The following is a 25,741-nucleotide window of genomic DNA, read 5'->3' on the forward strand; positions in this document are numbered from 1 at the left end:
TTTTATTTTTTTAAGCAACAAATATAGACATTTTTTTTAGCTGTCTTATTTTAGATTAAAACATCCTATTACAAACAAAAAAGGATTCTATTTAAGTAGAATCCTTTTCGTGTTAATTTTAATTTTTAAATGCTTTTAACGCATCTAAACCCAAGATGATTTGCTGCAGATCGTACTTCGCCTTTTCCTCTTGTGCCTACCATATAGCGAGTACAATATTGGTCGGTACATAAAAATGAACCACCACGATGTACTTTTTTTAGCTGTCCTGGTTCAGATGGGTCATTGCTTGCAGTTGGTCCCTGAGGATTTTTAGCAACATTGCCATTTTCTGATAATGATTTGTAATAATCTACGCTATACCAGTCATTAACCCATTCCCATACATTTCCTGCCATATCGTATAATCCATATGCATTTGGGGCAAATTGTGCTGTTGGCGCAATTCCTTTAAAGCCATCTTCGCCAGTATCACCATCCTTAATAGGGAAATGACCTTGATATATATTAGCTTGGAACTTTCCTTTAGGTTTTAAAGTGTTTCCCCAAGCATATAATTCTCCTGTTTTGCCGCCTCTTGCGGCAAATTCCCATTCAGCTTCGCTAGGAAGTCTTTTTCCTGCCCATTTTGCGTAAGCAGTAGCATCTTCATAAGCGATTTGTACAACAGGGTATTTTTCTTTTCCTTTTATAGTACTTTCTGGTCCTTGAGGATGTCTCCAATCTGTTCCGCCTACGTAAGACCACCATTGCAGGAAGTTGTTTAAGTTTACAGATGTTGGAGTAGGAGTAAATACAACAGATCCAGTAATTAAATCTTCTTCGTTAGCGGTAGGAAATTCTTCTTTCGTAGGTTTTTGTTCGGCAACGGTTATATAGCCAGTTGCTTTTACAAACTGCTCAAATTGTTCATTAGTAACCTCAGTTTCATCCATCCAATACCCATCTACATATACACGATGTATTGGGGCAGCGTCTTTGGTAACTCCTTTTATACTACACAAACTTTCGTCAGCAACATTACTTCCCATCGAGAATTCTCCGCCCGGAATCCAAACCATGCCTTTTGGAGCTTTGGATGGAGCTGCTTTTTTATTAACGATTGTAGGTTCAAATTTAGATTCTGATGAAACCATTTGAACTTCATTACAATCCTGAGTTGTTTTTTCTGTAGTTGGCTTTATAAATTTTGCATAGCCAAAGCTAATAAATAGAATACCAGCGGCTATTGTTCCAAATAACCAATATTTGTTTATTTTTTTCATTAATTCGACTGTTTTTGTATAGTTTGTGTTTTCAACAATAAAAATACAATAAAAAGTTAAAACAGATCAAATTAAGAAGTTGTTTTTTTATATAAATTGGGTGCATTTTAGCATATAATAGCTAAATTTGCACCCACAAAAACAACAACACACTTATGTACAAATTGCTTATTCGTCCGATACTTTTTAGGTTTGATCCAGAAGAAGTTCATTATTTTACTTTTTCATTTGTTAGATTTATTTCAAAAATACCAGGAGTTTCATCGATTATAAAAGCAATTTATAAAGAAAATGACCCTCGATTAGAGCGAGAAGTTTTCGGGATAAAATTTAGTAATCCCGTTGGTCTTGCAGCAGGATTTGATAAAGATGCTAAACTATATAAAGAACTTTCAGATTTTGGTTTCGGATTTATAGAAATAGGAACTGTAACACCAGTAGGACAAGAAGGAAATCCTAAAAAGAGATTATTTCGTTTAAAAGAAGATCAGGCAATTATTAACCGTATGGGATTTAATAATGGTGGTGTTATCGAAGCTGTAGAACGCTTGAAGCAAAATAAAGGAGTTTTAATTGGTGGAAACATTGGGAAAAACAAAATAACCCCAAATGAAAATGCAGTCGATGATTACATCATTTGTTTTGATGCCTTATTTAGTCATGTAGATTATTTTGTGGTGAATGTAAGTTCTCCAAACACGCCAAACTTAAGAGCGTTACAAGATAAAGAACCATTGACGCAATTATTGCAAACGTTACAAAATAAAAATCTAACGCATGCAAAACCAAAACCGATATTATTAAAAATTGCTCCAGATTTAACCGATGAGCAATTATTGGATATTATCGATATTATAAAAACGACTCAAATTGCTGGTGTAATCGCAACCAACACTACTATTTCCAGAGATGGATTACAATCGGTAAATAAAGAAGAAATGGGAGGTTTGTCGGGTAAACCGTTAACCCAAAGATCAACCGAAGTAATTCGTTTTCTTTCTGAAAAAAGCAACAAAGCATTTCCTATTATAGGAGTAGGAGGAATTCATACTGCACAAGATGCTATCGAAAAATTAAATGCAGGTGCAAGTCTGGTTCAGTTATACACAGGTTTTATTTACGAAGGCCCAGCTTTGATTAAAGAAATAAACAAAGAGATTTTAAAAGGTTTGTAATAACATAACTTGAGCGATCAAGCCAGTAAGTAATGCAATACCAAAGCTTAAAAGAGTTCCTATAAGAACATATTCTGTTAGTTTACGATCTTTGGCTTCTTTCAAATCGCCAAACCTGAAAATAGATTTTGCTGCCAGTAAAAAACCAATGGCTTCAAAATGTCCAGTGATTATAAAACAAAATACAAATAGACGTTCTAGTATGCCAATGTAATTTCCTGCATTGGCAAGAGAATCGTCGGTTCCATTTTTATTTTCGGGAGTCCAAATCGAGATCAGGTTTCTGATGCAAATAGAAGTTGGTTTTGTTAAAAATAAAACCCCCGTTACTATAATCCAGAATTGACTGTTAAGCCAATGCAAGTATATTCTTTGCTGACTGTATAAAAATGCAATGGCTATCAAAACTATCAAATGTGCAATTTGGTCACCAATAAACCAAGCTCTTTTGGTAGTATCTTTTTGGAAATGAAGTTTTAAAAAATCAATAAAACCATGTGTTATTGCTAATAATAGCGCATACCACCCAAAGGACAATTCACCAACCAGAATCCAGGCTATAATACCATGCAAGGCTATATGTATATATAGGTAAATGCTTTTTTGTTTTTTGGTTTCTTTATCAATAACCCACAAATTAGGCTGAAATATAAAGTCACCAAGTAAATGTGCCAAAAATAATTTTACAAATAGTATCATAAAGTAAATTCTTTTATTTGTGATCTAAAATATTGGTCTAGATCCATCATTAAATCATATTGTGCACGTTTCTGTCTTCGACTTACGGCTGCTTGGTTAATGCCTAATTTTATCCCGATTCCTTCCTGTGATAATGTCGGATTTTGAATTGCAATTACTATAAATTTAGCAGCAGGAACCAGCCAGTTATCCATAAAAGTAAGACTTAAACGTAACATTAAATTGAGTTTTGTATCAAAATCAAGATTTCCTGATTTTAATGCCAAAGTTGTTTTTTGTTTTTTCAAAGTTTCAAAAAGTTCTCCGGAATTTACAAAAGCAGTTCCGTTACTTTCGGATATTTTCTTTGCTGTATAGGTCTTGTCTCCAAAACCAATACTCATTCTGGCATCCAGTTTTATAGATCTCAAATAGGCTTTTATCAATAAAGTTGCTAATAGAGCTTCTTCAGGATTTTTAATTTCTATCTGGAATTCATCACCACGATAAATCTCCCATTCGCTCGGATTTTTGCCGAATTGAGAAAATAGTTTTTTTAAATTCTCAATCCAATCTTTGGATTTTAGTTGTCTGGAACCTATAATATCCCCTGTGATTACGCTTATCATATTCAAATATAATTAAAAATTAAATAGCTTTTTTGTTTCAATTGGCTACATTTCTTTGGTTTACCTATTATAAAATGTCCCTTCGACTCCGCTCAGCAAGACATATAAAAGTTTGTCAGGCTGAGCGTCCCGATCCCGAAACTTCGGGAGGGGAGAAGTCCACATTTATTATAAATGCTCAAATCGATTAACTTTTACTCATAGGAGTTTTAATATTACAAATATAAGGAATATTATTTATTATTACGTTTTTATGTAATATTTGTAATTATTACTTTTTTATGTAATAAAATAAACGAGGAAGATATTTTTTATTTATATAAAAAAGACAGTAACTTAGCATTCAGAAACAGAACTGCTTTGAGTAAAGAAATTAAGATTATCGAATGTCCGCGAGATGCTATGCAAGGCATCAAAACATTTATTCCTACCAAGAATAAAGTTTCTTATATCCAGTCTTTATTGCGAGTAGGTTTTGATACCATTGATTTTGGGAGTTTTGTTTCTCCAAAAGCAATTCCGCAAATGCAAGATACTGCTGAGGTTTTGGCACAACTAGATTTGTCTCAAACTACCAGTAAATTATTAGCAATTATTGCCAATACACAAGGAGCAGAAATAGCTTCGGAGCATAAAGAGATTCAGTATTTAGGATTTCCATTTTCGATTTCCGAGAATTTCCAAATGAGAAATACACATAAAACTATAGCCGAATCTATAATTACGCTTCAGGAAATATTAGAAATTGCTGATAAAAAGAACAAAGAAGTGATTACCTATCTTTCGATGGGATTCGGGAATCCGTATGGAGACCCTTGGAACGTTGAGATTGTTGGGGAGTGGACAGAGAAATTATCCAAAATGGGTGTGAAAACACTCTCACTTTCTGATACCGTAGGAAGTTCAACTCCAGATATTATTACGTATTTGTTTTCGAATTTAATTGCACAATATCCTCAGATCGAGTTTGGCGCACATTTGCATACCACACCCAATACTTGGTTCGAAAAAATAGATGCTGCTTTCCTTGCAGGTTGTCGCCGTTTTGATGGAGCGATTCAAGGTTTTGGAGGATGCCCAATGGCAACCGATAAACTAACAGGGAATATGCCAACAGAAAAAATGGTATCGTATTTTACAGCACAAAAACAAGATACCAATGTAAGAGCTATGAGTTTTGAAAGTGCTTATAATGAAGCATCTAAATTGTTTGGAGCATATCATTAAATCATTAATGTCTTTTTCTTTTAATTACAACAATTAATCAAAATCGTTGTTCTCATTACATCAAATTAAAATAATTTTGCAATGAAATTATATCAATATAATATGTTTTTCAGGCTCATAATCGTTGCGTTATTGTTTTGTTCGTGCGCTAGTGATTTAGATTTTGACCAAACCAAAGATCTTAAATTAGAGCCCGTTTTTGTTGCCAATTTAACCTATTTTGATGTTAAAGCAAATACATTTGTTGATAATGGAGAAGAACAAGATGTTGTTTTTAACGTGCAGGATTTCGATGTGTTTAGAGATAGTTTTTTTAGAGACAATTTAAAGAAAGCCGAGTTCAATTTCGAAATTGATAATACGATAGCTAGAGCCTACATAGTTAATTTTGTTTTTCTTGATGTCGATAATCAGGTGGTTCATCATACCGAAATAGATGTTCCAGCTTATGCAAATACACCAAATATTGTAAAGTATACAGATGTTTTTGAAAATGAGACATTAGATTTATTAAAAAAATCAGTTAAACTAGAAATAGGAATTACCATGCTGCCAGGAACTCCATTAACTCCAGATAGCCCAGGAAGATTAAAATTACGTTCGGGAGCAACTGTTTACTTCGAAATAAAATGAGAAAAATCTATTTAATTTTCTTGTTGGCAATGACTATTTCAGGATTAGCACAGAACAAACAAGTGTTGTATAATTTCTCTTCAATTCCGCAATCGTTGCTTGTAAATCCAGGAACAGATATTTCGTATAAGTATTATTTTGGAGTCCCGTTGTTATCTGGTATTTCGGCAAATCTTGGTTCAAGCAGTTTTTCGGCTTACGATTTGTTTGCAAATAACGGAGTCGACTTTAATACCAAGTTAAGAAATGCAGTAAACAAAGCATCCAAAAATGATAAGGTTTCTGTTAATCAGCAAGTCGAATTGTTTTCAGGAGGATTCAAGGTTGGAGGTAGAGAAAGTAAAGCTTACGTTTCATTTGGAGTGTATCAAGAAGCCGATTTTTTTATGTATGTACCTAAAGATTTAGCATTATTAGCATTAGATGGAAACAAAAATTATATCGGAAAATCGTTTGATTTAAGTCAGTTAACCGCCAAGGCCGAAGTAATTTCTGTTTTTCATGTTGGATATCATAAAAAAGTAAGTGATAAATTAGTTTTAGGAGGTAGAGCAAAGTTGTATTCTAGCGGATTAAATGCGACTACTACCAAGAATTCAGGATATATTTATACAGGAAACTCTAATTCAACAATGTATAATCAAATTATATCTTCTAATTTAGAACTAAAAACCTCAGGAATTGCCGAATTTCGTAAAGATGATTATAATGGAAGCGTAGCTTCGGATATTGCAAAAAACACTTTTTTGGGTGGAAATTTAGGACTTGGTTTTGATGCAGGAATAACCTATTATCCTAAAAAAAATATTCAGCTCACAGCAAGTGTAATCGATGTTGGTTTTATTCGCCACAGCAAAGATGTCGAAACGATTACTTATAAGGGGTATTATCAATATGAAGGAGTAAATCCTAATTTTACCAATCCCGAAAAACCAGAAAATGTATTCGATGAGTTCGAAGCAGCAATTCCGCGTGACACAGTTTATGGTAAATACACTACTTGGCGACCAGTAAAATTTAATGCATCATTTCAGTATTCTTTCGGTGAATCCAGATCCGACGAAGAATGTAATTGTGTGTCAAAAGGAGAAACTGAATATCTTAATGGGGTAGGAGCGCAATTATTTGCAATGTCTACACCAAGAACACCATTGGTAGCTTTAACGGCTTTTTATAGACGTACTCTTTTTGAAAATCTTCAAGTAAAAGCAACTTACACCATAGATTCTTTTTCTTCAAAAAACATAGGATTTGGACTTTCAACAAATCTGGGTAAGTTCAATTTATACGCCATGGTCGATAATATTCTGGAATACAAGGATATCACAAAAGCCAATAGTGCTACGTTTCAATTTGGACTTAATTTTATTTTCAAAGAAAATTCTGAATACTATTAAGTTATTTTTTATAAGAAGCTAATCCGGCTATTCGCTATAATCTTTATTGTTTTAAAGGAAAACAATAAAGGATTTCCGCTGCTATCCGGGCTAGGAACGAGGTAGATTTCAGGAGCTTTTTTTAATAGAGATTAACTATAGGAATTTATCCCGAAGCGTCGGGACTAAAAATTTCTGAATAGTATAATGTAAAAGTTTTCAATTTATTCACTATATTTGCACGCAATTCAACTAGAAATTGCACCATGATAGCACACAACTCCAAGATTATCGGCGAAGGTTTAACTTACGACGATGTATTATTAGTACCTAACTACTCGAATGTGCTTCCTCGCGAAGTGAGTATCCAATCAAAATTTTCTCGAAACATAACGCTAAACGTTCCAATCGTATCTGCTGCTATGGATACCGTTACCGAAAGTTCAATGGCAATTGCTATGGCGCAAGAAGGTGGAATTGGTGTTTTGCATAAAAACATGACCATCGAGCAACAAGCTGCCAAAGTACGTAAAGTAAAGCGTGCAGAGTCAGGAATGATTATCGATCCAGTTACATTACCATTAAGTTCTACAATTGCAGATGCTAAAATGGCAATGAAAGAATTCGGAATTGGTGGAATCCCAATCGTTGACGAAAACAGAATCCTTAAAGGAATTGTTACCAACCGTGACTTACGTTTCGAAAAAAATGGAACAAGACCAATTGTTGAAGTTATGACAAGTCAAAACTTGGTAACTGTAGCCGAAGGAACTTCACTAGAACAAGCCGAAGTAGTTTTACAAGGTCATAAAATAGAAAAATTACCAGTTGTTAATGCAAACTATGAACTAGTTGGATTAATTACTTTTAGAGATATTACTAAACTTACACAAAAACCAATTGCTAATAAAGATGTTTTTGGTCGTTTAAGAGTAGCTGCCGCAATTGGAGTTACTGGTGATGCAGTTCAAAGAGCAGAAGCATTAGTTGCTGCAGGAGTAGATGCCATTATCATTGATACCGCTCACGGACATACAGAAGGTGTTGTAAATACCTTAAAAGAAGTAAAATCAAAATTCCCACAAATAGATGTAATTGTTGGAAACATTGCAACTCCAGAAGCTGCTAAATATTTAGTAGAAAATGGTGCCGATGGTGTAAAAGTAGGAATCGGACCTGGTTCAATCTGTACAACACGTATCGTAGCAGGAGTTGGATTCCCTCAATTCTCGGCAGTATTAGAAGTTGCTGCAGCAATAAAAGGATCTGGTGTACCAGTAATTGCCGATGGAGGAATACGTTATACAGGAGATATTCCTAAGGCTATTGCTGCTGGAGCCGATTGTGTAATGTTAGGTTCATTACTAGCAGGAACAAAAGAATCTCCAGGTGAAACGATTATCTTCGAAGGAAGAAAATTCAAATCTTACCGCGGAATGGGTTCTGTTGAAGCTATGCAAACGGGATCAAAAGATCGATATTTTCAAGATGTTGAAGATGATGTTAAGAAACTAGTTCCAGAAGGAATTGTAGGTCGTGTTCCTTACAAAGGAGAATTAAACGAAAGTATGCTTCAGTTTATTGGAGGACTTCGTGCAGGAATGGGATATTGCGGTTCAAAAGATATTCCGACATTACAAGAGTCAGGACGTTTTGTTAGAATCACTTCTAGCGGAATCACAGAGAGTCATCCTCACAACGTTACAATTACTAAAGAAGCTCCAAATTACTCAAGATAATCAAGAGATTTCTATATAAAACAAAAGGCATAAGATTTAGTTTCTTATGCCTTTTTTGCGTTTGATGGTTTTTATTAAAAAATAAATAAATCATTGTTTATCATTTTCGTAAAGAAAATTAAAGAGCTTTACAAAGAATTATTTTACTGCAAAACATCCACAATGGTGTCTTTCTGACGCAGGAAGACACGAGTTTTCAATGTCATTAAGTTAAGTTTTTGAGTTATTTTTTTTAAAAGAAGTAAAGATTAAACATAATATTGTCATCTCGACGGAGGAGAAATCTCAATAAGTAACTCCGCAATGAGAATCCAATCTTTGTAGAGTTTCTCGCGGAAATTTCTCCTCAGTCGAAAAGACAAACCTTTGCTCCCGAAGCCTTAGGATTGCATCTTTGTGAGAGATTTATTTGGTAAAGTATTACAATTGTTTCCCTAGCTTAATGACATTGCACAAGCGCTAGCTTCTGACTAAGATTCTTTCTGGGTCAGAAAGACAAGTTGATGACGGCTACTCTACAGGTTTTAGGATTGACCTCTTTTATTTTAAAAAAGCAACTATTATATCTTAATCTAGGTATTAACAAATTCTAGGTAATTGTTCCCCAATTAATGGAGATAAAACCCTTTTACCGCCAAATGCACTCTCAGTGATAATTTTTAAAGGATGGTCCTCGGTTATAAAACCTATGCAAGAAGCATGAGGATTCGTTTTTTGTAAAATTGCTAAAGCTCCGTCTTTAATTTCAGCATCAACAATACACACAAATATGCCTTCATTGGCAACATACAAGGGATCTAAACCCAGTAATTCACAGGCACTATTTACTTGATTTTCTACTTTTATATTTTCATCATAAAGATTCACTCCAAAATTGCATTCAGTTACAATTTCGTGTAATACCGATGCTAGACCTCCACGTGTTGCATCTCTTAGAAAATGAATTTTAGCACCATATTTTTCTATTAATTCAAGTGTAATTTCGTTTAAGTTTGTGGTGTCACTCAATATATCACTGTCAAACTGAAGACCTTCTCGTTCAGACATGATTGCCATTCCGTGTGATGCTATAGGACCATTTATAAGTATAGCATCGTTTTTAAGAATATTCCCAATTTTTATATTTGCTTTTTCATGTACAATTCCAACTCCAGAAGTATTGATGTAAATTTTATCTCCTTTTCCTCTTTCGACTACTTTAGTGTCTCCGGTAACAATAAAAACACCAGCTTTGTCGGCAGCCGATTTTATAGATTTAATAATCTGGGTAAATTCGTCTAAATTAAAACCTTCTTCAATTATTAATGATAAAGAGAGATATTTAGGAATTGCTCCACACATAGAGAGGTCATTTACGGTTCCGTTTACAGCAAGCTCTCCAATGTTTCCTCCTTTAAAGAAAATGGGAGAAATAACATAACTATCGGTAGAAAAGGCTAAATTTCCTTGTAAATTTATAAAGGCACCATCATGTCGAACATCTAAAATATCGTTTTTTAAAATCTTTAAAATAACATCATTTAATAATTGCGTCATGTGTTCTCCACCGCTTCCGTGATGTAGATAAATTGCTTCTGAATTTTTAGAATTATTCATTTTTAGAATTTAAATTTCTTCCCCCATTTCCTTTAAAATTGCCATAGTACGTTTGGCTTCTTCTTCGTCTATAATACCTATAGCAGCACCAACATGTACTAAAACATAATCGCCTTCTTTTGCTTCGGGAACAAGCGTTAGATTGACTTCTTTAATAATTCCTTCAAATGAAACGTTTCCAATTCTAAAAGTTTCATCGAGTTGCATTGTTACTTTTTTAAGTTGACCAGGGACTGCTAAACACATACTATTATTGGTTTATTGATTGAGTTAAATAGGTATACCATGCTTCTAACCCTTCTCCAGATGTGGCCGAAACTTCAAAGAATTCTAATTGAGGATTTACTTTTCTGGCATATTCTTTTAATTTTTCTAAATCAAATTTTAAATATGGTAATAAATCTATTTTATTGATAATGCATATTTGCGAACCATAGAACATATCAGGATATTTTAAGGGTTTGTCCTCACCTTCGGTCACAGATATAATTACAATACGTTTAGATTCTCCTAAATCAAACATCGCTGGACAAACTAGATTTCCAACATTTTCAATCATCATAATCGAATCTTGTTTAGGTTTCAATTCTTTAACAGCTCTTGAGATCATTTCGCTATCAAGATGACATCCTTTTCCAGTATTTATTTGAATTACAGGCACATTAAGTTTGTGAATCCTGTCAGCATCATTTGTGGTTTGTTGATCCCCTTCGATAACTGAAAAAGTTATTTTACTTTTTAAATCAGTAATTGTTCGTTCCAGTAATGATGTTTTTCCTGATCCGGGAGAACTCACCAAGTTGATTGAGAAAATATTTAAAGCTTCAAAGAAACCTCTGTTTCTCTCGGCAGTTAATTGGTTTTTATGTAAAATATCTTTTTCTAATTGTATCACACTTATCTCGTGACTATGATCATGACTATGACTATGATGATGGCTGTGGTTATGATTATGGTCATGAGTATGTTCGTGGTCATGTTCATGATCATGTTGTAGTTCATTATCATGATGGTGATGATGAAAATTACTATTGTTAGAATGATTCTGTTTTTCGCCCATTTTAGTATATCTTATTTCATTCTCATCAGAGCTACATCCGCAGGTGGTACACATAATTTTCTATTTTATAATTAATTTTTTAATTTTTAGTTCTTTCCCTTCTAAAATTTCTTTAAAAGGACTGTTGCAATTGGGGCAGGAATCAAATATTTTTTTGATAATAAAGGTGTGATTACATTCTGCACATTTTGCCCTCCCGACAGGTTCTTCAACAAATAATTTGGAACCATCCAGCACACTGTTATTAGTGCACAATGGCCATACGAAATGAAAAGAATCCATCTCGACGCCAGATAATTTTCCTATTTCGAGATAAATTTCTAAGACCTTTTTTCCTTTTATTTTCTCTACTTCTTGATGAGCAGTTTTTACAATAGAGGAAACAATAGAAAGTTCATGCATATTGAGTTTGCTTTTAGGACAAAATTTAGGGGTCAATTTAAGTTTATTAAACCTTTCAGAACATGATAATTATCATAAAATTGTAGGAAAAATAAAATAAAATTTGAAGTATTGATATTTAATGAAACTATTGGTCTGCAATGTTGAGTATTCTAAATCAAATAGGCCATGAAGTGTTTTAAAAACTAACTTAAGGATGGAGGATAAAGTCAAAAAGAATGAGACCTATTATAATAGTATCGAAAGACAAGGTTATAGTAGGAGAGATTTTTTAAAATTTGTAGCATATATAGGGGCTTATATGGGTGTAGAAAGTTCTGCAATAGGACAAATCACAAAAGCATTAGAAAGGACACCCAGATTACCTGTTATTTGGGAACATTTTCAGGAATGTACCTGTTGTAGTGAGTCGTTTATTCGTTCGGATCATCCTATTGTTGCCGATATTATTTTAGACAAAATATCATTAGATTATACGCTAACACTAATGGCTGCTTCTGGGCATCAAGCCGAAGCAGCTAAACAAGCAACAATGAATAAATACAAAGGAGAATACATTCTTTGTGTTGAAGGCTCTATACCTCTTGGTGCCGACGGAAATTATTGTTGTATAGGAGGCCGTAGCGCTGTTGATATACTAAAAGAATCTGCTGCAGGGGCAAAAGCGATAATTGCTTGGGGAAGTTGTGCAACATCTGGTTGTGTACAAGCAGCAAAACCGAATCCTACAGGAGCAGTACCTATAAACAAAATCATTACCGACAAACCAATTATCAATGTTCCGGGATGCCCTCCTATAGGAGAGGTAATGGCTGGTATTATTGTGCATATTGTTGCTTTTGGGAAATTACCAGAACTAGATAATGCAGGTAGACCAAAAGCATTTTATTCTAAAAGAGTCCATGATAGTTGTTATCGCCGACCTTATTTTGATGCAGGGTTATTTGTCGAAAATTTTGATGATGAGAATGCAAAAAAAGGATATTGCTTATACAAAGTTGGTTGTAAAGGACCTAGTACCTACAATGCTTGCGGTAATATGAAATGGAATGGAGGGGTAAGCTACCCAATTCAATCCGGACATGGCTGTTTAGGCTGTAGTGCCAAAGATTTCTGGGACGCAGGAAGTTTTTATTCAAGGGACTCTTCTGTATCAGCGGGAGATATAGAAGCAAATGCCGATACAATAGGTAAAATTGCCCTTGGTGGAGTTGCTGCAGGTATTGGGGTTCATGCCATCCTCTCTAATGTATCAAAACGAAAAGAGCTAAATCAAAGAATTAATCAGGCAACTGAAAACGAAAAACACTTAGACGATTTATAATCTATAAAAAAATAAAGAATGGCAGAGAGAATAGTGGTAGACCCAATTACTAGAATAGAAGGACATCTTAGAGCCGAAGTAGAAATTTCGGATGGAACTATACAAGAAGCTTTTTTATCTTCGACTATGGTTAGAGGTCTTGAAAACATTGTAAAAGACAGGAATCCAAAAGACGTTTGGGCTTTTGTACAACGTACTTGTGGGGTTTGTACAGCTTCCCATGCTACCGCATCAATACGGGCTGTCGAAGATGCACTTGGAATTGTAGTTCCTCCAAATGCAGAAATGGTTCGTAATATTATGCTAGGAGCTTTATACTTACATGATCACGTAGTTCATTTTTATCATCTCCACGCATTTGATTGGGTAGATGTAATAAGTGGCTTGAATGCAGATCCTGTAAAAACTTCTCATATAGCACAATCTATTTCAAATTGGCCAAAAAGTTCACCAGGTTATTTTTCGGATTTACAAAAAAGATTGAAAAAATTTGTAGAGAGTGGTCAATTAGGAATTTTTGCTAATGGTTATTGGGGACATCCACAAATGAAACTACCACCCGAAGTTAATTTAATGGCAACTGCACATTATTTGGAAGCCTTAGAGTGGCAAAAAGAAATTGTGAAAGTGCATGCTATTTTTGGCGGTAAAAATCCACACCCCAATTTTTTAGTTGGAGGAATGGCTTGCTCTATTAACCTTGATGATGCAAGTGGATTAAATGCCGAAAGACTTGCCCACGTAAGACAACTTTTAGAAGAAGGAAAACAATTTGTAGAACAAGTATATGTTCCAGATGTTCTTGCCATTGCAGGATACTATAAAGACTGGGGGGCTATTGGAGGGTTTCATAATTTTATGTCTTCTAGAGAATTTCCAATGCAGGGGCATAATAATACAAACGATATTAATTTTAAATTCCCGTCGGGAGTTATTTTGAATAAAGATTTATCTAAACTTCATGACTTAGATTTAAGAGATTTAAAAACAGTAGAAGAGTATGTAAATAATTCCTGGTATGATTATGAAGGAGATGGTAATTTAGGAAGACAACCGTGGAGCGGAGAAACCAAAATAAATTACACAGGTCCTAAACCACCTTATACACATTTGAATGTTGATGAAAAATACAGTTTTATCAAAACACCAAGATGGAAAGGTCATGCGATGGAAGTAGGTCCGCTTGCTAGAATGTTAGTTGGATATGCGTCCGGAAGAGAAGAATTTAAAGAGACTATTGATTCTACATTATCAAAATTGCAAGTTCCAGCCGCAGCACTATTCTCGACTTTAGGAAGAACTGCTGCTAGGGCTTTAGAATCAAAATTAGTGGCAAACTGGAATCTGGAATTTTTTGATACTTTAATTGAGAATATTAAAAAAGGAGATACCAATATCGCAAATACAGAAAAATGGGAAACATCTACCTGGCCAAAAGAGGCTAAAGGAGTAGGTATTGTCGAAGCACCACGAGGCGCTTTGAGCCATTGGATTGTTATAAAAGATGCAAAAGTGGCTAATTATCAACAAGTAGTTCCATCGACATGGAACGCTTCTCCCAGAGATCCAAAAGGGCAACGATCTCCTTACGAAAGTAGTTTGCTAAATACACCAGTTGCAAATCCAGAATTACCATTAGAAATCATTAGAACGATACATTCATTTGATCCTTGTATCGCTTGTGCAGTTCATTTATACGATGAAAATGGAGACATTATTAAAGAAGTAAACGATATCACAATTTGTAATTCTTAATTTAAATTGTAAAGCATGCCAACAAAAACCAACGATTATAAAAGAGCTTATATATGGCAATTACCCGTGCGTATTTTTCATTGGGTAAATGCTTGGGCTATTACAGGATTAGTCGCAACAGGATTTATTATTGCAAATCCGCCCGGAATTATCTCCAGCAAAGAAGCTACAGAACAATTTTGGTTTGGCTACGTTCGTGAAATCCATTTTATATGTGCCTATCTATTGGTAGCAGTGATGATTTTGAGGGTTTATTTTGCTTTCAAAGGGAATAAATACGCTAATTGGCGTGTATTTCTTCCTTTTAAGAAAGAAGGATTTAAAAGGATGTGGCACGTTATTAAATACGATATTTTTTTGCAAAATGAAGAAACAAATAATTCTCCTACAGGAGCTGTAGGTCATAATAGTGTCGCTGCAGCTTCTTATTTGGTTATGTTTTTTATGGGACTTGTTATGATAGCGACAGGGTTTGCAATGTATGCTCCGACATCGACCTGGTTTTTACCAAAGATGTTTGGTTGGGTAGTAAACTTGTTAGGAGGAGATTTTAATGTTAGGACTATTCATCATATTACTACCTGGGCTTTTATCTTGTTTGCAATCGTTCATGTTTATTTGGTATTCTTTCATGATTGGTTGGAAGGATTAGGTGAGACATCGGCTATGGTAAGTGGATATAAATTTGTACGAACCGAAAGGGTTAGAAAAGATGAAATTGCCAACGATGTAAAAGAAGTTGTGATAAATACTGGAAATCAAGAAGAAAATAAAAAAATATAAAAGCAAAGATGATTACAGAAAAAGTCAATATGCCATATAAATATGATGAGTTTCACTCTAATGGAAATGAAATTTTAGTACTTGGTATTGGTAATTATTTAATGGGGGATGAGGGTGTTGGAGTACATTTTATTAACAGGATTGAGAAGACCGATTTCCCCGAAAATATCTCTTTTATTGATGGAGGAACAGGAGGATTTACATTAATTCCATGCATTGAGAACCATAAAAAAGTAATTATTGTAGATGCAACAATGGATGGAAAAGAAGAAGGGACTATTACACTCTTAACACCCAGATTTTCTAATGATTTTCCGATTTCTTTAAGTGGTCATAATTTTGGATTAAAGGACATGGTCGAAATTTTGACTATGCTTGATACGATGCCCGAAATTTATTTGTACACAATTACGATTTCTAAAATGGAACCAATGCTTATGGAGCTTTCTCCAAAAGTCGATGGTGCGATAAAAGAAGTAACAGAAAAAATTATTCAATTAATTGAAAATTTTAATAAAAACTAAACCTTGAATCATTCTTTTCAAATAATCATTTCTGGACGTGTACAAGGTGTTGGTTTCCGCCCTTTTGTTTATAATTTAGCTACTGAATTTGGACTGACTGGTTATGTTTCAAATAATGAATTGGGAGTGATTATAATAGCAAGTGGAGAGCCCGAAAGAGTATTTGAATTTCACAAAACGATTAAAAAAAAATATCCTAAGAATGCTAAAATAACAGCGATTAAGGTTTCAGAATTTACTACAAAAGAAAAATTTGAAATTTTTTATATAAAACCAACAGCAGAAAATATTTCGGCAAATTTACCTTTAACACCAGATTTTGCAATTTGCGAAAGTTGTAAAGATGAGGTTATAGATTCTGAGAACAAACGTTATTTTTACCCTTTTACTACTTGTACACAATGTGGTCCTCGTTACGCTATCACCAGGAAATTCCCTTTTGAAAGAGAAAATACGAGCATGAATGAATTCCGAATGTGCCAAGCATGTTCTGAAGAATATCGTAATCCCAAAGATATTCGTTTTCATTCGCAAACAAGTTCATGTCCCGATTGCGGGGTTCAACTTTCTTTTACTGATAAAGAAAATCAGAAAATTATAGGTACAAATTTGCAAATTTTCAAACGTATTTCAGATGAATTAAAAAAAGGGAAAATTATAGCTGTAAAAAATATTTCGGGATATTTATTACTATGCGATGGTAGGAACTCAGAGGCTATAATGGAATTAAGAAGTCGGAAAAGACGTTTAAAAAAACCTTTTGCAGTTTTATTTCCAAATTTCAGTCAGGTTGTTGCTAATTTGAATTGTAATAAAATAGAAGAGAAACAATTAAAATCTGTTGAAGCACCTATTGTTATTTTAAATTTAAAAGATCAAAGCAATCTGGCAGTAGGTGAAATTGCTCCAGAAATGAGAACAATTGGAGCGCTGCTTCCTAATTCAGGCATTTTGCAATTAATTTCATTTGTTTTTAATGCTCCTTTAATAGCTACTAGTGGTAATTTTCACGGGGCACCAATTTGCACAAACGAAAAAGAGGCTACGACTATTTTAAAACCTATTGCAGATTTTTTTCTCCATCATAATTTAGAGATAGAACATCCTCAAGATGATAGTGTAATTAAATTTTCGGAAAAGAACAAAGTAAAAATAATCCTGAGACGATCCAGAGGTTTTGCTCCAAATTTTAAAACAGATTTTTGTAATGATACCAATCAAAAAATAGTTTGCTTAGGCGGAGATTTGAAAAATACTATTACTATTAGTCCTAACAATCAATGTTATGTTAGCGAATATAATGGAGATTTAAGTAATTATGATGCTTATGAACGATTTGATAAAAAAATAAAAAAGTATCTGCAAATTTTTGATTTCTTGCCAGAGGTTATCATTTGTGATAAACATCCAAATTATCATAACAGTCAAATTATTAGTGATTTTACAGATGCGAAAAATCAAAAAGAAATTCTGAAAGTTCAGCATCATGAAGCTCATTTTACAGCAATTTTAGGAGAGAAAAAGCTATGGGGGAGAAAGAATATTTTAGGTGTTATTTGGGACGGAATGGGTTTTGGAAATGAAAATGAAATTTATGGAGGAGAGTTTCTACGCTACAATGCTAATAAGATTAAAAGAGTTGGTCATTTAGAATATTACCCATGGATTATGGGAGATAAAATGTCAAAAAATCCAAAAATTGCTGCATTTTCTATAAGTGGGAATAATACTTTTTTACGAAATTTTTTTGATGAAAACGAATTGAAAATTTATAAAAATGAGATAGGGCTCGCAAAAATAAAAACATCTTCTATGGGGAGATTATTCGATGCTGTTGCCTTTACTTTAGGCTTTCTGGATAATATATCATTTGAAGGAGAAGCAGGTTTATATCTTGAAAATTTGGCCCAAAGAGGATATAACAAACCTGTTTTAGGATTAGAAGATTATTTAAAAAATGAAATAATTACCAACCTGGTTCCTGTAAGAAGAATTTTACTGCAAATTATTACAGCTCGTAAAAAGAATGTTGATCTAGAAATTATCGCTCTTAATTTTCATTATACTTTGGTGAAATGTATTGAAAAAGTTGCAAAATTTTCAAAAGCAAAAGAATTAGCATTTAGCGGAGGAGTTTTCCAAAACTCAGTACTTATAGATTTGATTGTTGATCATTTAAAACCAAAATATAAACTTCATTTTCATAAAATAGTTTCTCCCAATGACGAAAATATTTCATTTGGACAACTCAATTACTATTTACATATAAAAAAATAAATCATGGATATTTTAGAATTATTAGGGCATGTTGGTAAAACAGAAGAGAAAGATAAAATCTCTTATTCTGCGGGAGTGGTGATGGCATTAAGTCTAAAAGATATAGGTTTTGACGAAATAAAATACGAAGATTTTGTAGACGGAATGCAATCTGTATTTGGAAAAGCAAGTTCGAAGATTTCTCCTAAACGATCTATCGAGATCTTTAATAATTATGTAGCACTTTTACAAGAAGAATTGAAGATTACGAATGCAGAAATTGGAAAAGAATTTTTGGATAAAAATTCTAAAAAGGCAGGAATAATTTCGCTTTCAAGTGGATTGCAATACGAAGTTTTAGTTGAAGGAAATGGAAGTATTCCTAAAAGAACAGATACTGTAAATGTTATTTATGAAGGCTATTTGCTGAATAAGAATGTTTTTGATTCGACTAAAGAAACTGGTGCGCAGAAAATTAAATTATTGCAGACTATACAAGGTTGGCAAGAAGCATTGCAATTAATGCCAGAAGGCTCTCGCTGGAAAGTTTATATCCCACATCATTTGGCATACGCCGAAATTGGAGCACCTCCGATGATTCAGCCCAATTCAACCTTAGTTTTTATAATTGAACTTTTAAATATTGTTTGACATGAAGTATCTCTCAGAGTATAGAAATCCTGAATTGGTAAAACAGTATATTACCGAATTGCATAAAATAACCACAAAGCCTTGGAATATAATGGAAATTTGTGGTGGACAAACGCATTCATTAGTAAAAAACGGTTTGTTGGATTTATTGCCTTCAAACATAAGAATGATTCATGGGCCTGGTTGCCCTGTATGTGTAACTCCAATTTCTTTAATAGATAAGGCAATAGAATTGATGAAGCAAGATGTAATTTTGTGTTCATTTGGGGATATGACCCGAGTACCAGGTTCTTCTCAAAGTCTGTTGCAAGCTAAGGCAGAAGGGGGAGATTTACGTATTCTATATTCCCCACTGGAGGCGGTAAATATAGCTGCACAAAACCCTGATAGGGAAATTGTATTTTTTGCAGTAGGATTTGAAACGACAGCTCCAAGTATTGCTTTAGCAGTAATTCATGCTCAAAAATTAGACTTGGATAATTTTAGTTTATTAGTCTCGCATGTACTTGTTCCGCCTGCTATGGAGACTATTTTATCTGATGAGTTTTGTACTATTGATGCTTTTTTGGGAGCCGGACATGTATGTACAATAGTAGGGCTGGAAGAATATTATCCCATTTCTGCAAAATATAAAATTCCGATTGTAATTTCTGGATTTGAACCTGCCGATTTGCTTCGGGCTATTTATCATGCTGTACTACAATTAGAAGAAGGAAAATTTGAAGTTGAGAATCAATATACCCGACTAGTAAAAGAAGAAGGGAATGTAAAAGCTAAAGAGGTTGTAGACACTGTTTTTACAATTGGAGATCAAGAGTGGAGAAGTATTGGCGTAATCGAAAATAGTGGATTGGTGATGAGAGAAAACTATAGAAAATATGATGCTAATTCTCGATTTTCGATTAACAGTAGTAATAAAAAGACTGACCAAAATTGTATTGCAGGAGAAATTTTAAGAGGAACTAAAAAACCAAACCAATGCCCCGAATTTGGGAAAAAATGCAAACCGTCTAATCCATTAGGAGCACCAATGGTTTCTTCCGAAGGGGCTTGTGCTGCATATTATAATTATTTGTAGTTGTTATGATTGGAATAATAATAACACTTTATGCCGGATTAGAACATGCTCTTGAAATGGATCATTTATTGGCTGTTAATAGTTTAGTAACTAATAGAAAAAATATAAAGAAAGCTGCCAAAGATGGGATGTATTGGGGAATAGGACATACCCTTACCATTTTTGTGATAGGTGTTGTTATGATTGGTTTTAAGGTAATTATAAAGGAGAGTGTTTTTAGTTATCTTGAAGGAACTGTTGGTTTAATGTTGATTATACTAGGTGTTTTTCGTTTGTTTAAGTTATTTAAAAAAAATACCCATACTCATACCTACACGCACTCACATGAACATACCCATAGTAATGGCGTTACTCACACCCATTTGCATTCTCATACATATACCCATTCTCATCCCATAGATTTGTTTGAGCATGAACATCCAGATGAATCTAAGGGATATCGGGCAGCATTTGGTGTAGGATTAATTCACGGATTGGCGGGTAGTGGCGCTTTGGTCGTATTAGTAATCTCTCAGATGAAAACGGTTTTAGAAGGATTAATGTATATCTTAGTTTTTGGATTGGGTTCAATTTTCGGGATGTTTTTAGCCTCTGGATTGTTCAGTATTCCTTTTGCTAAAAATGTACTCAAATCTCAAAAACTACAATATGTATTAATTATAATTTCCTCGCTGCTTTGTATTGCTTATGGATTTAAAGTAGTGTATGAAAACTTTTTTGCATAAGGAGCAAATATTAAATTAATCCTTTTATCTTGGCGTGTTGCAATAATAAAATTGTTTTGGCATCTTTTATTTCTCCAGTTGCAATCATATTATAAGCTTCGTCAAAAGTCATTTCTAGTACTTCGATATTTTCATTTTCGATATCCAGTCCTCCGCCTTCACTAACTTTCATGCTTTCGTCATATTCTCCTGTAAACAAATATAGAATTTCGGTTACCGATCCTGGTGACATATAGGTTTCGATTACTTTATCTACATTCTTTAATCGATATCCGGTTTCTTCTTCCGTTTCACGGATGATACATTCTTTAGGATTGTCTTTGTCTAAAAGTCCAGCACAAACCTCAATCATCATTCCAGATTCATTTCCGTTAAGATAAGTTGGCATGCGAAACTGTCTTGTAAGGACTACAGTTTTCTTTTCAGAATTATAAAGTAATATTGCTGCGCCATTCCCTCTGTCATATACTTCTCGAGAATGGATTTCCTGCTTTCCGTTATTCTTTTGATAATCAAACGTTACTTTGTTTAATACATACCAATTATCAGATAATAATTTAGTCTCAGTTATATTTATTTTAGGATTGCTCATGTGTAAAATATTTTTTTGGCAAAAAAAACGCCCTGGATTTCAGAGCGTTTAATGTTTTTATTTAAGTATCGTTTGTTTTCTGTCTGGACCTACAGAAACAATCTTGATAGGCACTTCGACTTCTTTCTCGATAAATTCGATATATTCTTTTAATTCAATTGGTAATTGATCATAAGTTGTCATTCCAGTTAAATCAGCTTGCCATCCTTTAAACTCTTTGTAAACAGGAGTTACATTTTCTGGCTCTATATTATAAGGGAAATGAGAAATGTTTTGTCCTTTGTAGTTGTATTCAGTACACACTTTTAAAGTTTCGAATCCAGAAAGTACGTCACCTTTCATCATCATTAATTGTGTAACACCATTTACTTGAACAGCATATTTTAAAGCTACTAAGTCTAACCATCCACAACGTCTTTGTCTTCCTGTAACAGATCCAAATTCGTTTCCGATTTTTGCCATTGTAGCTCCAACTTCGTCAAAAAGCTCAGTTGGGAAAGGACCGCTACCTACACGAGTAACGTATGCTTTAAAAATACCGTAAACTTCTTTAATTTTGTTTGGCGCAATACCTAAACCAGTACAAGCTCCTGCAGCAGTAGTATTAGATGAGGTAACAAATGGATATGTTCCAAAATCTACATCAAGTAAAGATCCCTGAGCACCTTCGCATAAAATAGATTTACCAGCTTTTTGAGCTTGGTACATATATTCTTCACTATCAATAAAATCTAATTTTTTTAGTTCTTCGATAGCTTCAAAGAATTCTTTTTCAAGTTCTGCTAAGTTGTATTGAATAGCAACATCATAAAAAGCAATCATGGCTTCATGCTTGTCTGCCAATGCTCTGTAACGCTCTGTAAAATCTTCTAATTCGATATCACCAACACGTAAACCGTTTCTACCAGTTTTGTCCATGTAAGTTGGACCAATTCCTTTTAATGTAGAACCAATTTTTGCTTTTCCTTTTGATGCTTCAGAAGCTGCATCAAGTAAACGGTGTGTTGGTAAAATTAAGTGTGCTTTTCTAGATATAATTAATTTGCTTTTGATGTCTAAATTAAATTTCTCTAGACCTTCAATTTCTTTTTGGAAAACCACTGGGTCAATTACAACTCCATTACCAATAATGTTAATAGACTTTTCATGAAAAATCCCTGATGGAATTGTTCTTAAAACGTGTTTTATTCCGTCGAATTCTAAAGTATGTCCTGCATTTGGTCCACCTTGAAAACGAGCAATAATGTCATAATTAGAGGTAAGAACGTCTACAATTTTCCCTTTACCTTCATCTCCCCATTGTAATCCTAGTAATAAATCTACGGTCATTCTGTTTTTAATTTTAATGTCGAGGCAGTTTTTACCGCCTGCTCAGATTAATTTGTTATCTATTTTTATTTAAATATTTTCGAGAACAATCTTTTTTAACGATTGTCTATTTCTGTTTTTTGTTTCCGTAAAAATATAAGGAATGATTCGTGATTTCGATATCAAATATTTCTTCGATTGTTTTTTTTATGGTCTGAATTCTAGGGTCGCAAAATTCGATTACCTCACCAGAATCAGTCATAATGATATGATCGTGTTGCTTGTCAAAATACGATTTTTCGTAGTAGGCTTGATTTTGCCCAAATTGATGTTTACGAACCAAAGCACAATCTAATAATAATTCGATTGTATTATATAAAGTGGCTCTACTTACACGATAATTTTTGTTTTTCATTTTGATATACAAGTTTTCAATATCAAAATGTTCTTCACTATCGTATATTTCCTGAAGTATTGCGTAGCGCTCAGGTGTTTTACGATGCCCTTTTTGTTCAAGATATAATGTAAAAACATTTTTTACAATTTCTTGATTTTTGTTGTTGTCAGTTGAAATGAGTGTCATATCCTGCAAAGATAATTTATTATTTTTAAATGAATAAAAGTTTCCTGTTTAAAGTTTCACGTTCAAATGTTTAATCGTGAAAATTCAGACACTTATGTTCTATATTCTCTGGTTACTTTATCTACACCATCAATTTTTTTGATATTATTAATCATTTTCTTTAGTATAGAATTATTTCGTACGATTACTGCAATCTGACCATGAAAAATTCCTGCATCGGTACTCAAAGAGATGCTTTGAATGTTCACGTTCATATTGTTGGAGATCACTTTTGTTAATTGGTTTGTAAGTCCTAAAACATCCATTCCTGTAATATTGATGATGGCTTTAAATTCTTCTTGAGATGAATCAATCCATTTAGCAGTCATTATACGATACGCATAGTTGGATTGCATTCCAATAGCGTTTGGACAGTCTTTCTTATGAACTTTTATCCCTTCGTTTATCGTTACAAATCCAAAAACATCATCTCCAGGAATTGGGTTACAGCATGGAGATAATTTATAATCTAGTTTATCGTGCTCAGTTCCAAAAACCAACATATCATAATTACTGCTGATTTCAGGTTTATGAATATCAGTATCAGCTGTATTGCTGTTATTACGTTTTATTTTGTTTTTGAAGAAATTAATAAACGTGTTACCTTTTTGGGCAGCATAGTCTTTTAATTGTTGATTTTCGATTGCGCCAACACCAACTCTGTAAAATAAATCTAAACTCGTTTTAAGTTTAAAGAAGTTAACCAACTCGTTTATAACTTGTTCGCTAATCGTAATTTTTAAGTGTTTAAGTTTGCGAGTAAGTAATTCTTTTCCTTCTTCGGCAATCTTTTTGGTGTTTTCGTTTAAAACGTTTTTAATTTTATTTTTAGCTCGGGATGTGGTAACATAATCCAGCCAGTTGACGGTTGGCTTTTGGTTTTGAGAAGTAATAACTTCTACCTGATCACCACTTTTTAATTCGTAGTTAAGAGGAACTAATCGTCCGTTAACACGAGTTCCACGAGTTTTTATTCCTATTTCGGAGTGAATACTAAAAGCAAAATCTAATGAGGTTGCACCTTTTGGCAATGATTTAATTTCTCCTTTTGGAGTAAATACAAAGATTTCTTTTGAATATAAATTCATTTTAAAATCCTCAACAAAATCTACCGCATTGGTTTCGGAATTTTCTAAAGCTTCACGAAGTAAGTTTAGCCAAACATCCAGACCACTTTCTTCGGTGGCTCCGTTTTTATATTTGTAATGTGCTGCATATCCTTTTTCTGCAATTTCATCCATACGTTCGCTTCGAACTTGTACTTCGACCCAGCGTCCTTTTGGTCCCATTACTGTTATGTGCAAAGCTTCGTATCCAGTAGATTTTGGTGATGAAATCCAGTCGCGTAATCGGCTAGGGCTTGGTCTGTAATGATCTGTTACGATAGAATATATTTTCCAGGCAAGAAATTTCTCGTCATGAGGGTTGGATTTATAGACGATTCGAAGTGCAAACTTGTCATAAACTTCGTCGAAGCTTACGTTTTGCGCACGCATTTTTCTTCGAATAGAATAAATAGATTTCGGACGACCTTTTATAATATAATCGATTCCTTCTTCGTCCATAGATTTTTTAAGAACATCAGAAATATCTTTGATATAAGCATCTTGTTCTTCTTTGGTTTCGCGAATTTTGCTTACAATATCATTGTAAACTTCAGGTTCAGTATATTTTAATCCTAAATCTTCAAGTTTAGTTTTAATGTTGTACAATCCCAATCGATGTGCAAGTGGAGCATAAATGTATAATGTTTCGGATGCAATTTTGGTTTGTTTGTATTCAGCCATCGAATCCATAGTCTGCATATTATGCAAACGGTCGGCTAATTTTATCAAAATAACACGAACATCATCATTTAAGGTAAGGATCATCTTGCGGAAGTTTTCCGCTTGCATTGATGCATTTAAATCCCTTTGAACCATCGAAATTTTAGTTAATCCCTCTACAAGTTGTGCAACTTTAGGATTAAATAAACGCTCAATGTCCTGAACAGTCAGTGGAGTATCTTCGACAACATCATGCAATAAGGCAGCAGCAATCGAGGTGGCTCCCAAACCAATTTCGGAAGCTACAATTTTTGCAACAGCAATAGGATGGAAGATATATGCCTCGCCTGATTTTCGTCGTTGTTCTTTATGAGCATCAACAGCAACATCAAAAGCCTTTCGGATTAGTTTTTTATCTGTAGGACTTAAAGTCTGATAACTAATTCGAAGTAATTCTTTGTATTCCTGTGCAATTGCTTTATTCTCTTTTTCAATATCTATCTCTATCATATATTCGCCTGGTTCAATTCCCTAAAAATAAGAATAAGTTTCAATATACACAAGGGAATGGGGTATT

Annotated in this window: 24 protein-coding genes; 13 read left to right on the plus strand and 11 right to left on the minus strand. The window is 33.8% G+C overall.

All coding sequences use genetic code 11. The features are described from left to right. Positions 1–125 precede the first annotated feature (125 nt). Entirely contained in the window at positions 126–1,265 is a 1,140-nt protein-coding gene (locus SHI72_RS02730; RefSeq protein ID WP_323488977.1) for a formylglycine-generating enzyme family protein, read from the minus strand. Between the two features lie 155 nt (positions 1,266–1,420). Between SHI72_RS02730 and SHI72_RS02735 the strand changes: the two genes are divergently transcribed. Beyond that, positions 1,421–2,440, plus strand: a complete 1,020-nt coding sequence (locus tag SHI72_RS02735) for a quinone-dependent dihydroorotate dehydrogenase (protein WP_323488978.1) — start codon at positions 1,421–1,423, stop codon at positions 2,438–2,440. Here the strand turns inward: SHI72_RS02735 and SHI72_RS02740 are convergent. After that, complete coding sequence (locus SHI72_RS02740) at positions 2,426–3,139, minus strand: DUF3307 domain-containing protein (RefSeq protein ID WP_323488979.1); 714 nt, start codon at positions 3,137–3,139, stop codon at positions 2,426–2,428. The genes SHI72_RS02735 and SHI72_RS02740 overlap by 15 nt on opposite strands. Beyond that, positions 3,136–3,747 carry a hypothetical protein gene (locus SHI72_RS02745; RefSeq protein WP_039111183.1) on the minus strand — a complete coding sequence of 204 codons (612 nt, stop codon included), beginning with the start codon at positions 3,745–3,747 and terminating at the stop codon, positions 3,136–3,138. The genes SHI72_RS02740 and SHI72_RS02745 overlap by 4 nt, the downstream gene beginning before the upstream one ends. 360 nt (positions 3,748–4,107) lie before the next feature. Here SHI72_RS02745 and SHI72_RS02750 point away from each other — a divergent pair, with 360 nt between their 5' ends. The 4 genes from SHI72_RS02750 to guaB all read left to right on the plus strand — a co-directional run bounded on the left by SHI72_RS02750 (position 4,108) and on the right by guaB (position 8,722). Further along, entirely contained in the window at positions 4,108–4,974 is an 867-nt protein-coding gene (locus SHI72_RS02750) for a hydroxymethylglutaryl-CoA lyase (RefSeq protein WP_086894101.1), read from the plus strand. Between the two features lie 81 nt (positions 4,975–5,055). Further along, positions 5,056–5,607: a hypothetical protein gene (locus SHI72_RS02755; protein ID WP_039119946.1), complete on the plus strand. Its 552-nt coding sequence runs from the start codon at positions 5,056–5,058 to the stop codon at positions 5,605–5,607. Continuing rightward, positions 5,604–7,004 carry a DUF5723 family protein gene (locus tag SHI72_RS02760; RefSeq protein ID WP_323488980.1) on the plus strand — a complete coding sequence of 467 codons (1,401 nt, stop codon included), beginning with the start codon at positions 5,604–5,606 and terminating at the stop codon, positions 7,002–7,004. The genes SHI72_RS02755 and SHI72_RS02760 overlap by 4 nt, the downstream gene beginning before the upstream one ends. Before the next feature lie 245 nt (positions 7,005–7,249). After that, on the plus strand, positions 7,250–8,722 hold the full coding sequence (gene guaB / locus SHI72_RS02765) for an IMP dehydrogenase (RefSeq protein WP_039111178.1): 1,473 nt from the start codon (positions 7,250–7,252) through the stop codon (positions 8,720–8,722). 579 nt (positions 8,723–9,301) lie between these two features. Here the strand turns inward: guaB and hypE are convergent. Genes hypE through SHI72_RS02785 form a run of 4 tightly spaced genes read right to left on the minus strand, consistent with a single transcriptional unit; the run spans position 9,302 to position 11,780 of the window. Continuing rightward, positions 9,302–10,318, minus strand: a complete 1,017-nt coding sequence (gene hypE, locus SHI72_RS02770) for a hydrogenase expression/formation protein HypE (RefSeq protein ID WP_323488981.1) — start codon at positions 10,316–10,318, stop codon at positions 9,302–9,304. A 9-nt stretch (positions 10,319–10,327) separates the two neighbouring features. Beyond that, positions 10,328–10,564 (minus strand): HypC/HybG/HupF family hydrogenase formation chaperone, encoded by a 237-nt coding sequence (locus SHI72_RS02775; RefSeq protein WP_323488982.1) that lies wholly within the window; start codon positions 10,562–10,564, stop codon positions 10,328–10,330. A 4-nt stretch (positions 10,565–10,568) separates the two neighbouring features. After that, positions 10,569–11,432: a hydrogenase nickel incorporation protein HypB gene (gene hypB / locus SHI72_RS02780; protein ID WP_086894105.1), complete on the minus strand. Its 864-nt coding sequence runs from the start codon at positions 11,430–11,432 to the stop codon at positions 10,569–10,571. 6 nt (positions 11,433–11,438) lie between these two features. Then, positions 11,439–11,780, minus strand: a complete 342-nt coding sequence (locus SHI72_RS02785) for a hydrogenase maturation nickel metallochaperone HypA (protein WP_039111173.1) — start codon at positions 11,778–11,780, stop codon at positions 11,439–11,441. 196 nt (positions 11,781–11,976) lie between these two features. Between SHI72_RS02785 and SHI72_RS02790 the strand changes: the two genes are divergently transcribed. From SHI72_RS02790 to SHI72_RS02825, 8 genes are read left to right on the plus strand one after another with little or no spacing between them, the layout of a single operon-like run. Beyond that, positions 11,977–13,104, plus strand: a complete 1,128-nt coding sequence (locus SHI72_RS02790) for a hydrogenase small subunit (protein ID WP_039111172.1) — start codon at positions 11,977–11,979, stop codon at positions 13,102–13,104. An 18-nt stretch (positions 13,105–13,122) separates the two neighbouring features. After that, complete coding sequence (locus SHI72_RS02795) at positions 13,123–14,859, plus strand: nickel-dependent hydrogenase large subunit (RefSeq protein WP_323488983.1); 1,737 nt, start codon at positions 13,123–13,125, stop codon at positions 14,857–14,859. A gap of 15 nt (positions 14,860–14,874) precedes the next feature. After that, the gene (gene cybH / locus SHI72_RS02800; protein WP_323488984.1) at positions 14,875–15,642 is read left to right on the plus strand and encodes a Ni/Fe-hydrogenase, b-type cytochrome subunit; all 768 of its coding nucleotides are present in this window, start codon (positions 14,875–14,877) and stop codon (positions 15,640–15,642) included. An 8-nt stretch (positions 15,643–15,650) separates the two neighbouring features. Continuing rightward, positions 15,651–16,166: a HyaD/HybD family hydrogenase maturation endopeptidase gene (locus tag SHI72_RS02805; protein ID WP_240474642.1), complete on the plus strand. Its 516-nt coding sequence runs from the start codon at positions 15,651–15,653 to the stop codon at positions 16,164–16,166. A 3-nt stretch (positions 16,167–16,169) separates the two neighbouring features. Further along, complete coding sequence (hypF, locus tag SHI72_RS02810; protein ID WP_323488985.1) at positions 16,170–18,443, plus strand: carbamoyltransferase HypF; 2,274 nt, start codon at positions 16,170–16,172, stop codon at positions 18,441–18,443. A 3-nt stretch (positions 18,444–18,446) separates the two neighbouring features. Further along, positions 18,447–19,073, plus strand: a complete 627-nt coding sequence (locus tag SHI72_RS02815; protein WP_052250167.1) for an FKBP-type peptidyl-prolyl cis-trans isomerase — start codon at positions 18,447–18,449, stop codon at positions 19,071–19,073. 1 nt (position 19,074) lies between these two features. Next, positions 19,075–20,151, plus strand: coding sequence for a hydrogenase formation protein HypD (gene hypD / locus SHI72_RS02820; RefSeq protein WP_039111169.1), 1,077 nt, complete (start codon positions 19,075–19,077; stop codon positions 20,149–20,151). Positions 20,152–20,156: 5 nt separating this feature from the next. Beyond that, positions 20,157–20,876, plus strand: coding sequence for a sulfite exporter TauE/SafE family protein (locus SHI72_RS02825; RefSeq protein WP_052259328.1), 720 nt, complete (start codon positions 20,157–20,159; stop codon positions 20,874–20,876). Between the two features lie 10 nt (positions 20,877–20,886). On the opposite strand, the gene nudK is transcribed toward SHI72_RS02825, so the two are convergent. From nudK to SHI72_RS02845, 4 genes are all read right to left on the minus strand, one after another. After that, entirely contained in the window at positions 20,887–21,468 is a 582-nt protein-coding gene (gene nudK, locus SHI72_RS02830; protein ID WP_039111168.1) for a GDP-mannose pyrophosphatase NudK, read from the minus strand. A 57-nt stretch (positions 21,469–21,525) separates the two neighbouring features. Then, positions 21,526–22,797 carry an adenylosuccinate synthase gene (locus tag SHI72_RS02835; protein ID WP_323488986.1) on the minus strand — a complete coding sequence of 424 codons (1,272 nt, stop codon included), beginning with the start codon at positions 22,795–22,797 and terminating at the stop codon, positions 21,526–21,528. Between the two features lie 106 nt (positions 22,798–22,903). Continuing rightward, on the minus strand, positions 22,904–23,359 hold the full coding sequence (locus SHI72_RS02840; RefSeq protein WP_035618963.1) for a Fur family transcriptional regulator: 456 nt from the start codon (positions 23,357–23,359) through the stop codon (positions 22,904–22,906). Positions 23,360–23,451: 92 nt separating this feature from the next. Then, positions 23,452–25,674, minus strand: a complete 2,223-nt coding sequence (locus SHI72_RS02845; RefSeq protein WP_039111166.1) for a RelA/SpoT family protein — start codon at positions 25,672–25,674, stop codon at positions 23,452–23,454. Positions 25,675–25,741: the final 67 nt, after the last annotated feature.

The sequence above is a fragment of the Flavobacterium sp. PL02 genome (genome assembly GCF_035013205.1).
Taxonomy (GTDB): domain Bacteria; phylum Bacteroidota; class Bacteroidia; order Flavobacteriales; family Flavobacteriaceae; genus Flavobacterium.

Bases quoted from the DNA above. Each gene is read 5' to 3' on its own strand.
- SHI72_RS02805 (WP_240474642.1), top strand. From the start codon at position 15,651: ATGATTACAGAAAAAGTCAATATGCCATATAAATATGATGAGTTTCAC.
- SHI72_RS02745 (WP_039111183.1), bottom strand. From the start codon at position 3,747: ATGATAAGCGTAATCACAGGGGATATTATAGGTTCCAGACAACTAAAA.
- hypB (WP_086894105.1), bottom strand. From the start codon at position 11,432: ATGTGTACCACCTGCGGATGTAGCTCTGATGAGAATGAAATAAGATAT.
- SHI72_RS02785 (WP_039111173.1), bottom strand. From the start codon at position 11,780: ATGCATGAACTTTCTATTGTTTCCTCTATTGTAAAAACTGCTCATCAA.
- SHI72_RS02825 (WP_052259328.1), top strand. From the start codon at position 20,157: ATGATTGGAATAATAATAACACTTTATGCCGGATTAGAACATGCTCTT.
- SHI72_RS02840 (WP_035618963.1), bottom strand. From the start codon at position 23,359: ATGACACTCATTTCAACTGACAACAACAAAAATCAAGAAATTGTAAAA.
- guaB (WP_039111178.1), top strand. From the start codon at position 7,250: ATGATAGCACACAACTCCAAGATTATCGGCGAAGGTTTAACTTACGAC.
- SHI72_RS02775 (WP_323488982.1), bottom strand. From the start codon at position 10,564: ATGTGTTTAGCAGTCCCTGGTCAACTTAAAAAAGTAACAATGCAACTC.
- cybH (WP_323488984.1), top strand. From the start codon at position 14,875: ATGCCAACAAAAACCAACGATTATAAAAGAGCTTATATATGGCAATTA.
- SHI72_RS02740 (WP_323488979.1), bottom strand. From the start codon at position 3,139: ATGATACTATTTGTAAAATTATTTTTGGCACATTTACTTGGTGACTTT.
- nudK (WP_039111168.1), bottom strand. From the start codon at position 21,468: ATGAGCAATCCTAAAATAAATATAACTGAGACTAAATTATTATCTGAT.
- SHI72_RS02845 (WP_039111166.1), bottom strand. From the start codon at position 25,674: ATGATAGAGATAGATATTGAAAAAGAGAATAAAGCAATTGCACAGGAA.
- hypE (WP_323488981.1), bottom strand. From the start codon at position 10,318: ATGAATAATTCTAAAAATTCAGAAGCAATTTATCTACATCACGGAAGC.
- SHI72_RS02730 (WP_323488977.1), bottom strand. From the start codon at position 1,265: ATGAAAAAAATAAACAAATATTGGTTATTTGGAACAATAGCCGCTGGT.
- SHI72_RS02755 (WP_039119946.1), top strand. From the start codon at position 5,056: ATGAAATTATATCAATATAATATGTTTTTCAGGCTCATAATCGTTGCG.
- SHI72_RS02835 (WP_323488986.1), bottom strand. From the start codon at position 22,797: ATGACCGTAGATTTATTACTAGGATTACAATGGGGAGATGAAGGTAAA.
- SHI72_RS02795 (WP_323488983.1), top strand. From the start codon at position 13,123: ATGGCAGAGAGAATAGTGGTAGACCCAATTACTAGAATAGAAGGACAT.
- hypD (WP_039111169.1), top strand. From the start codon at position 19,075: ATGAAGTATCTCTCAGAGTATAGAAATCCTGAATTGGTAAAACAGTAT.
- SHI72_RS02815 (WP_052250167.1), top strand. From the start codon at position 18,447: ATGGATATTTTAGAATTATTAGGGCATGTTGGTAAAACAGAAGAGAAA.
- SHI72_RS02790 (WP_039111172.1), top strand. From the start codon at position 11,977: ATGGAGGATAAAGTCAAAAAGAATGAGACCTATTATAATAGTATCGAA.
- SHI72_RS02760 (WP_323488980.1), top strand. From the start codon at position 5,604: ATGAGAAAAATCTATTTAATTTTCTTGTTGGCAATGACTATTTCAGGA.
- SHI72_RS02735 (WP_323488978.1), top strand. From the start codon at position 1,421: ATGTACAAATTGCTTATTCGTCCGATACTTTTTAGGTTTGATCCAGAA.